At 61.8% G+C, this 8,252-nt stretch carries 8 protein-coding genes; 3 read left to right on the top strand and 5 right to left on the bottom strand.

What is annotated here, in order from left to right:
• Positions 1-330: 330 nt before the first annotated feature.
• Together C6W92_RS15330 and C6W92_RS18015 are read right to left on the bottom strand one after the other, a co-directional pair.
• A complete protein-coding gene (locus tag C6W92_RS15330) occupies positions 331-1,170 on the bottom strand; it encodes an IS3 family transposase (RefSeq protein WP_164989258.1) in 840 nt (279 codons plus the stop codon).
• A complete protein-coding gene (locus C6W92_RS18015; RefSeq protein ID WP_129434698.1) occupies positions 1,167-1,475 on the bottom strand; it encodes a transposase in 309 nt (102 codons plus the stop codon). The genes C6W92_RS15330 and C6W92_RS18015 overlap by 4 nt, the downstream gene beginning before the upstream one ends.
• Positions 1,476-1,810: 335 nt before the next feature.
• Here C6W92_RS18015 and dctP point away from each other — a divergent pair, with 335 nt between their 5' ends.
• Genes dctP through C6W92_RS15310 form a run of 3 tightly spaced genes read left to right on the top strand, consistent with a single transcriptional unit; the run spans position 1,811 to position 4,608 of the window.
• Positions 1,811-2,806, top strand: a complete 996-nt coding sequence (gene dctP / locus C6W92_RS15320) for a TRAP transporter substrate-binding protein DctP (protein WP_129434696.1) — start codon at positions 1,811-1,813, stop codon at positions 2,804-2,806.
• Entirely contained in the window at positions 2,790-3,302 is a 513-nt protein-coding gene (locus tag C6W92_RS15315; RefSeq protein ID WP_241691181.1) for a TRAP transporter small permease, read from the top strand. The genes dctP and C6W92_RS15315 overlap by 17 nt, the downstream gene beginning before the upstream one ends.
• Before the next feature lie 19 nt (positions 3,303-3,321).
• Positions 3,322-4,608 carry a TRAP transporter large permease gene (locus C6W92_RS15310; RefSeq protein WP_129434694.1) on the top strand — a complete coding sequence of 429 codons (1,287 nt, stop codon included), beginning with the start codon at positions 3,322-3,324 and terminating at the stop codon, positions 4,606-4,608.
• A gap of 18 nt (positions 4,609-4,626) precedes the next feature.
• Here C6W92_RS15310 and C6W92_RS15305 read toward each other — a convergent pair whose 3' ends face one another.
• Genes C6W92_RS15305 through C6W92_RS15295 form a run of 3 tightly spaced genes read right to left on the bottom strand, consistent with a single transcriptional unit; the run spans position 4,627 to position 8,241 of the window.
• Positions 4,627-5,133, bottom strand: a complete 507-nt coding sequence (locus C6W92_RS15305) for a hypothetical protein (RefSeq protein ID WP_129434692.1) — start codon at positions 5,131-5,133, stop codon at positions 4,627-4,629.
• Positions 5,126-7,978: a 2Fe-2S iron-sulfur cluster-binding protein gene (locus C6W92_RS15300; RefSeq protein WP_129434690.1), complete on the bottom strand. Its 2,853-nt coding sequence runs from the start codon at positions 7,976-7,978 to the stop codon at positions 5,126-5,128. Before C6W92_RS15300 ends, C6W92_RS15305 begins: the two co-directional genes overlap by 8 nt.
• A complete protein-coding gene (locus C6W92_RS15295; protein ID WP_129434688.1) occupies positions 7,975-8,241 on the bottom strand; it encodes a sarcosine oxidase subunit delta in 267 nt (88 codons plus the stop codon). The genes C6W92_RS15300 and C6W92_RS15295 overlap by 4 nt, the downstream gene beginning before the upstream one ends.
• Positions 8,242-8,252 lie beyond the last annotated feature (11 nt).

Here is an 8,252-nt window from a genome sequence, read left to right as displayed (position 1 = left end):
TTCTCCATCAGATGCTTGGGCCCGGCTTCCAGCCGTGAGCCCGTACTTCCATCTTATCGGGGAACAGCCACCCTCCAAGTCCGACCGGTCGTTAGGGCGACTCACTCCCGCGATTACTCCATGTGCGGTTCTCTGATTGCGGCCGTGTCAAGCGGGAGAGTGGCAAGTCCGTCCGGGGTCATGGTTCTCTCCGAGGTCACCTACATTGCGCCTCATGATGGTGTTCGGTGGCGGATTGTCTCCAATGTCTTACGCGGGCTAAGCTGAATGGTCAGCATCCCAACCGCACTCTGAACCGCCCCGGTTTTCCCGGAGGCTGATTACTCCGTTTCAGGCGACTTTATCGAACTCATTGCACTGTTCATAGAACTTCTCCTCGGCCTCTGCTGGCGGGATGTTTCCGATGGGTTGCAGCAGGCGGCGGTTGTTGAACCAGTCGACCCACTGCAGGGTTTCCCATTCGACGGCATCGGCGGTTTTCCACGGCCCCAGCCGGTGAATCACCTCGGCCTTGAACAGGCCGATGATGGTTTCCGCTAGGGCGTTGTCGTAACTGTCGCCGACACTGCCGACCGACGGCTCGATCCCAGCTTCGGCCAGACGCTCGGTATAGCGGATCGACACATACTGGCTGCCCTGGACGGTGTTGAAGATCTCTGGCGGACCATATTTGGCCAGCGCCTCCTTCAGCGCCGAGACGCAGAAGTCCGCCTCCAGCGTGTTCGACAACCGCCAGGCCAGAACCTTGCGGCTATACCAGTCCATGATCGCCACCAGATACAAGAACCCCCGCTCCATCCGGATATAGGTGATGTCGGCGCACCAGACCTGGTTGGGCCGGGTGATCGACAGCCCCTTGAGCAGGTAGGGATAGATCTTGTGCGCCGGGTGCTTCTTGCTGGTGTTGGGCTCCTGGTAGATCGGCACCAACCGCATCAGGCGCATCAGTCGCCGCACTCGATGACGGCCACACCTGTGACCCTGCCGCTTCATGTGCCGCGCCATCTGGCGAGAGCCATACCACAGGGTCTCCAGGAACTGCTTGTCGATGATCTCCATGAAGGTCAGATTCGCAGCGCTTTCGCCTTTGGGACGATAATACAGCGTCGAGCGCGACAATTGCAGCAGCGTGCATTGCCGCCGCTGGCTCAGTTCATGATCCTTGCTCACCATTTTTTGCCTCGCGTCCCGAGCAGTTGAACCGAGGCATTCGCTAAAAAATCCCGTTCCATCACCAGCTGCCCGATCTTCGAATGCAGCTTCTCGATCTCCGCCTCGTTCCCCTTCCCGGGATCAGCACCACGCCGGGTGAACGCCGTGGCCATGTTCTCGATCGCCGCACGCTTCCATGTGCTGATCTGGTTCGGATGCACGCCATACTTCTTCGACAGCTCAGCAAGCGTCATCTCTTCGCGGATCGCTTCAAGCGCGACCTTCGCCTTGAACTCAGGCGTATGCGTCTTTCTCTTCGCCATTTCGGATCGTCTCTCTCGTCATGCGATCCACCTTAACAACTGGTCCGAATTTCCGCGACCACCTCTGAATGTGTTTCAGGCCCACGGGGCGGATGGAGCGGGGCAGCCTGTTCTGCGCAAGAAGTTGAGAGGTGGTCCTGCATTCTGGTCGAAAAAGCAGGACCACCTCTTTGTTCAGACTTTCCTTATGCCGCTACCCGGGTCACTTCTGGGTGGAAATCAACAAAAAACCTTCCGATGTGCTGATTGACAACAATGGACATTTATGTCCACTTTTTTTTGAACCTAACGTAGCCGCTTGATTGTCAACCGGCCTGCCAACAGGAGGAGAGCAAATGTTTTTCAGAAAAATAATGACCTTGGGTGCGACAGCCGCGATGCTTGCCATGTCCCCGGCCTTGGCCCAGACCGAACTGAAGCTTGCCACTGATTCCGGCGCCAAGGGATCGCCGTCGGGTGACGCGATGGATCGTTGGGCGACACTGATCGAAGAAGGTACCGATGGCGAAGTGCAGGTTGATGTCTTCTACCAAAACGAACTGGGCAGCCAGGCAGAAGTCTTCGACCTGTTCGTTGCCGGCGACATTGACATGATGATCAACTGGCCGATCACTGCCTATGACGAACGCCTCGGCGTTCTGTTCACACCCTACATGGTCACCAGCTGGGAAGAGGCCTTCGAGGCCTACAAACCTGGCGGCTGGGTCAACGACATGCTGGTGGGCATCTATGACGATCTCGGGCTCAAGTTCTTCGGCCCCTGGCCCGAAGGCTTCAACGGGGTCGCGTCGGCCAACAAATACGCCATGACCGAAGAAGAGGCCGCCGATCTCAAGATCCGCGTGCCTGCGATGTTCCCGATGGCCGAGTCGGTCCAGGCGCTTGGCTATCAGACGGCGACGATCGACTGGAGCGAAGTGTTCACGGCGATTCAGACCGGCGTGGTCGACGGCGACGGTGCAAATATCATCTACTGGGATTACGAGTATTTCCGCGATGTGCTGGATTACTACAACCACACGAAGATGCAGTTCGTAACCGGCGTGATCGCGATGAACAGCCAATCCTGGGAGAGCCTGTCGGAAGAGCACCGCGCTGTCGTTCGGGAGGCGGCCATGACGGTCATGAGCGAAGCCTTCGAACAGGCGCGGGAGCGTGACCAATACTATATCGATAAGGCCCAGGAAGCTGGTATGGAATATGTCGTGCCCACCGACGAACAGCTTGCCGAGATGGCCAAGAAGGTCCGTGCAGAGGTCTGGCCGCTGATGGAAGAACGCATCGGCAGCGAAATCATGGATACGATCCGTGAGAATGCTGGCGGGCAATAAGAGCTTGTCTCTCGTCAAATCCATAGGAGAGGCCATCGCAAGCGCCCTGAGTGCGATTGCGGTGGCCTCGTCCATCGTAGTAGCCGGGCTGATGTTCTTTCTGGTCATTGCCCGTTACGTGTTGGGCCTGTCGGTTGTCGGCCTGCACGAACTCATAACACTGGCGGCGGTCGCGCTTTACATGACCGGCGCTGTGATCGCCTCGCGCAAGCGCGAACACCTTACGGTGGACTGGATCGCGGGCAACATGAACGACCCGCAAAAAAAGGCCGCGCATGACCTGCTTATTGCGGTCCTGACGATAGTGGTCACAGGATTTTTCATCGTCTGGTCCTACTACATGTTCACCTGGGGCATGAAACGACCGCAAAGCACACCAGCCTACCAGATTCCGCTCTGGATTCCCCAGCTTGCCATCGGCGTTGCCGCCGTAGGGTGCTTTTCCTATGCACTGCGCGATGCGATCGATGCCCTGTTCCGCCTGAAACGGCGCTGAAACTCATGGAATACCTCAGATGTATGCTCTGATCGCCCTTCCTTTGCTAATCATCCTGATGGGGTTGGGGCTTCCTGTCGCCTGGTCCTTTGCGGGTGTGCTTGCCTATCTGACCTGGGTGTATGAGGCGAACCTGAACACGCTGATGCTGCAAGGGTTCCGCTCTCTCAATTCGGTGGTCCTGCTGGCACTGCCACTGTTCATCCTTACCGGCTATCTGATGCAGTCCGGCGGTATCGCTCAAAGGATCATCGCCTTCGTCAGCCGGCTTGCCACCGGGCGGGGCGGCATGGGCACCGCAATGGTGCTGTCCTCCAGTATTTTTGGCGCGATCTCCGGCACGGCAACGGCGGCCATCGCCTCGATCGGCTCGATCATGACCGATCCGCTGGCCGAACGCGGCTACCCTCGCGGGCGCATCGCCGCATTGCTCGGAATTTCGTCGCTGCTGGGCATCCTGATCCCCCCGTCGATCACCATGATCCTCTTCGCCGTGGTGACGCGTCAATCGGTGGCAGCGTGCTTTGCCGCTACGATTGGCCCGGCGATCATCCTCATTATCGGGCTTATCCTGTATAATCGGTTTCTGGTCGGGCGAGCCTTTGACGAGGTCGAGCCCCCGGAGCCAAGCAGCGGCGAGAGTTTCGGCCGCGTGACGCTCAAGGCGCTGCCTGCCTTGTCGCTTCCCATCATCATTCTGGGCGGCATCTACGGCGGTATCTTCACCCCGACCGAAGCCGCCGCCGTCGCCGTCGTGGCCGCCCTTGTCGTGGGCGGAGTGATCTATCGCGAACTCACCTGGCGCAGTCTCGGGCGCAGCGTGGTTCAGGCTGCCGAGACCACGGGCTCGATTATCCTGATCCTTCTGTTTTCCTTCATGATTTCGCGCATCCTGTCGTTCGAGCGGATTCCGCAGGAAATGACCGAGGCAATTCAATCTGTCATCACCAACCCCATCGGGGTGCTTCTCATGGTCAATCTCGTGTTGATCATCGCCGGGGCCTTGATGGACGATGTGTCGGTCACGGTCGTGATCGCCCCCTTGTTCCTGCCGCTGATGGTTGCCAATCAGGTTGACCCGGTGCATTTTGCGGCGATCGTGGCCTGTTCGGTCGTGATCGGCGCGAACAGCCCGCCAGTGGCCCCCACGCTGTTCCTGTCATGCAAGATTTGCCGGGTTCCGATCCTGCAAGCTGTCGCTCCGGCATTCGGGCTGATCGGGTTCGTGGCCCTGCCGGTGATGCTGCTGACCACCTTCTTGCCCGGCCTGTCGCTGACAATTCCACGTCTGCTGGACCTTATGTAGCCCTCTTGCCATCCGGGGTTACGCCCTGGACAACAGGCCAAGTCGCGTCCAGACTTCCGCAGCATCCGGCCGTGGCACCCAGACGCGTACCGCATCCCCGGAGCGCGCCACGAGACAGGCTTTCTCGGCAAACAGCGTCATGGCAGAGGCCGAGCCCGCCTGCGCAGACATGCAACTGCCCAGAAACGTGCCGTCCGCGTCGCCCGCGATGTCGATCATCACATAAAGATCGTCCGCCGCGCTCAGCGCGTAACCGCCGTGCCAGCCTGCCTCGGAGCCCAGTGGCTCGGGCGTGCAAAGCAACGCCCGATCTCGCGCGATACGCAGGGCAAAACTCCCGGTTGCGGGAAGGTCCGCCAACAGCCCGATCATTGGGGCGCCCTTTGCCTGCGCGGATATCGCCGCTTCAAGATCGCCGGAGACAAGGGCCGCGCCGCCGGGCGGCAAGCAGCTCAGGACAAGCCCCTCAGCCTCAATCCTGTCGCCGGGAGCCGGGGAGGGGTTGCTCCAGTCACGTTCACGCATTCAGTCTCTCCCATTCTGGATCAAGCGCGCAGCTGGGGCAGACCCTGGCGTGGCCGGTTTCGCCCATGTGGAACGTGCCGACCTCGCCGCCGATCTTCGCGCGCCCGTTTTCCAACAGCGCCAGCGCCACGGGGCGGTTCAGTGTCGGGCTGAAATAGCTCGATGTGACGAAGCCGAGCGAGCGCCGCTCTTCGCCGAGAGGTACAAGATGCGCCCCTGTCGGCAAGGGTGTATCGCCATCAATCTCAAGACCCACGAGCTGCCGCCGGTTATCGGCCTTCGCCTCGGACGTGAACAGCGACCGGCGGCCGAGATACTCGTCCGTCCGTTTGTCACGCGGGCCGCCCCATCCCAGATCGTGCGGCATGGTCAAACCGTCCGTGTCCTTGCCGACAAGGATGAACCCCTTTTCGGCCCGCAGGATCATCACCGCTTCCATGCCGATCCACCTCCCGTCAACCTCGATGCGGGCCGCGTCGAGCGCCCGATGCAGCGCCGCGCCATGGCGGGCAGGCACGGTGAGTTCATAGGAGCGGTCACCGGTAAAGCTGACCCTTGCGACGCGCAGTGCATGGTCGTTCCAGTCGGTTTCCATGACTGACATATGCGCCATGACATCATCGTCGCATATCTGCTCCGGCAACCCGGCCGCTTTCAGCAGGTCGCGGGACTTGGGCCCGGTCACCGACAAGGTGACGAACCCGGCAGTGACATCATGAATAAAGCTGCGCGACGGGTCGAAAACGTCCTGTCGCACTTCTTCAAGGATCATCCGCACGCTGGCCGCATGCGAGGATGACGCAGAAACGATGAACCGATCCTCGGCCAGGCGGAATACCACGCCGTCATCATGCACGATGCCGGATTCGCCGAGGATGAACCCGTAGCGCGCGCGCCCCGGTTTCAGGGTCGAAAGACGGACATAGCCGCAGTAATCCAACAGCTCCGCCGCGCCGGGGCCGATCACCTCGATCTTGCCCAGTGGCGAGGCGTCGTAGATCCCTGCGGTTTCGCGGGCTGCCCGCGCCTCGGCCTGCGCAAGGTCGGCCTCGTCTTCTGGCCCATAGGCCGATGGGCGCAGCCAGCCGCCATATTCCCGGAAACCGGCGGAGTGCCCCCGGTGTTCATCTTCCAGCGCCAGCCGCCTGGGCGCATTAAACAGCGCGCCGCGCCGCGGGCCTGCAATCACCCCGAGCGGCACGGGTGCGAAGGGCGGGCGGTATGTCGTGGTGCCGGTTTCGGGAATGCTGCGGCCAGTGAGTTCCGACATGGCCGCCAGCCCGGCAAAGTTGGAATTACGTCCCTGATCGGTTGCCATGCCAAGCGTTGTGTAGCGCTTTAGGTGCTCGACCGAACCATAACCCTCCTGCTCGGCGAGCTTCACGTCTTTCAGAGTCACGTCATTCTGCGGGTCGATCCATTGCCGCCCGGGCAGGGCCGGATCAGGGCGCATCGCGGCGAGCTGCCAGTTTCCGGCCGGGGCCTGCGGAGCATTGCCCTCGCCGCCACCTGCAAGATGGCCTTGCGCCAGGGCTTCGGCCAGGCCGAACGCGCCATTGGCGGCCCCGGCAACGCGCAGTTTCGACGTGCCCGGGCGCGGCACGAGCGAGTCCGATCCGGCATCCCAATCCAGCTTGCCACCGGCCTGACAATGCAGATGCACAGACGGCGTATACCCGCCCGAAACCAGCACCGTATCAGCCTCGTGGCGCCGACCATTCACGACGACAGAGCGCACGGCGCGCTTGCCCTCGGCCCGCGTCAGCTTTGCGGAGGTCAGATGATGCACGCCGTCCGGCGGGGGCGGCGGTGTTTCGCGCGCATCGGCAAGCGTTACCGCACAGCCCGCACGCGCCAGGGCCTCGGCCACCGGATAGCTGGCGTCACTGCCTGTCGCCAGAACGATTTTCCGGCCCGCAACCGCGCCGTAAAGCGCCAAGTAATGCAGCGCGGCCTCTGCCGACATGACGCCCGGCAGATCGTTATTGGCAAACCATAGTGGGCGCTCGATCGCGCCAGCGGCCAGAACGATATCCCCGGCACGAATGCGCCAGTGCCGATCAGGCGCGCCGGTGCGACGCTCCCAGGCTGCGAAGAGGTTGTGATCGAACGCGCCCCAGAGGGTCGTTTCGGTCAGGATACGCCCCCCGGCGGTCTGAACCGCATCGGATGTTTCACGCAGGAAGTCGCGCCAGTCCTTTCCGTCGATCTCGCCGCCCCGCCAGCGCAGGCTGCCGCCCGGTTCGGCGGCCTCATCCACAAGCCAGACCTTTCGTCCCGCCAGCGCAGCGGCCCGCGCCGCCGCCAGCCCCGCAGGCCCCGCGCCTATGACCAGCAGATCACAAGCGGCATTGACCTGTGGGCCATCGGCCGGGGGCCGGTGCCCGCTATCGAGCCGCCCAAGCCCGGCCATCCTGCGGATCATCGGCTCCCACCGCATCCAGCCGAAGGCCATGAAGGTCTTGTAATAGAACCCGCCGGGCAGGAACCGGTTTAGACGGTCAAGGATGGCACCCCGGTCGCGCAGGGCATCCGGCGCCGTATTCACCGAGCCGAGCGCCATGCCGTCGCGCAAGCTTTCCGTGGTTGCGCGGGTGTTCGGGGTGGTTCGGCCGTTCTCGGTGACATCGAAGATGGCGTTCGGCTCTTCGCCTCCCAACCCCCATAGCCCGCGCGGGCGGTGATACTTGAAGCTGCGCCCCAATACCTGCGTCCCCGAAGCCAGCAGGGCCGAGGCAAGGGTATCCCCGGCAAAGCCCGAGAGCGGTTTGCCATCGAAGCTGAAGTAACGCGGGGAATTTCGATCAATCGCATCCCCAGCTTTGTCGTGACGCCATCCGCTCATTCGTTTCGCCCAGGCAATGCTGTGCTGTCCAGAATGTCACGGCTCACCGTGTCCCGGGTCATCAGGAAGAACTCACCGCATGTCACGTGAACCCAGACCTCGGAGGATGGGCCACGCGGCGCGTCGTTCATGTAAAGGTAATCCGCCCAGTCGGTATCCGAGGTCTCTTCTGCCGGTTCCGGGCGGTGCTTGCCCGCCTCGGCGGCAAAGTGAAACTCGGTCTCCTCTCGCGGACCACAGAAGGGACAGGTGAAAATCTGCATATCGGCTCTCC

The sequence above is a fragment of the Roseovarius sp. A46 genome, assembly GCF_004126395.1.
In the GTDB taxonomy this organism is placed as follows: domain Bacteria; phylum Pseudomonadota; class Alphaproteobacteria; order Rhodobacterales; family Rhodobacteraceae; genus Roseovarius; species Roseovarius nitratireducens.
Note: the sequence above shows the minus strand (reverse complement) of the source record. Positions and strands in the feature narration are given on the sequence as shown.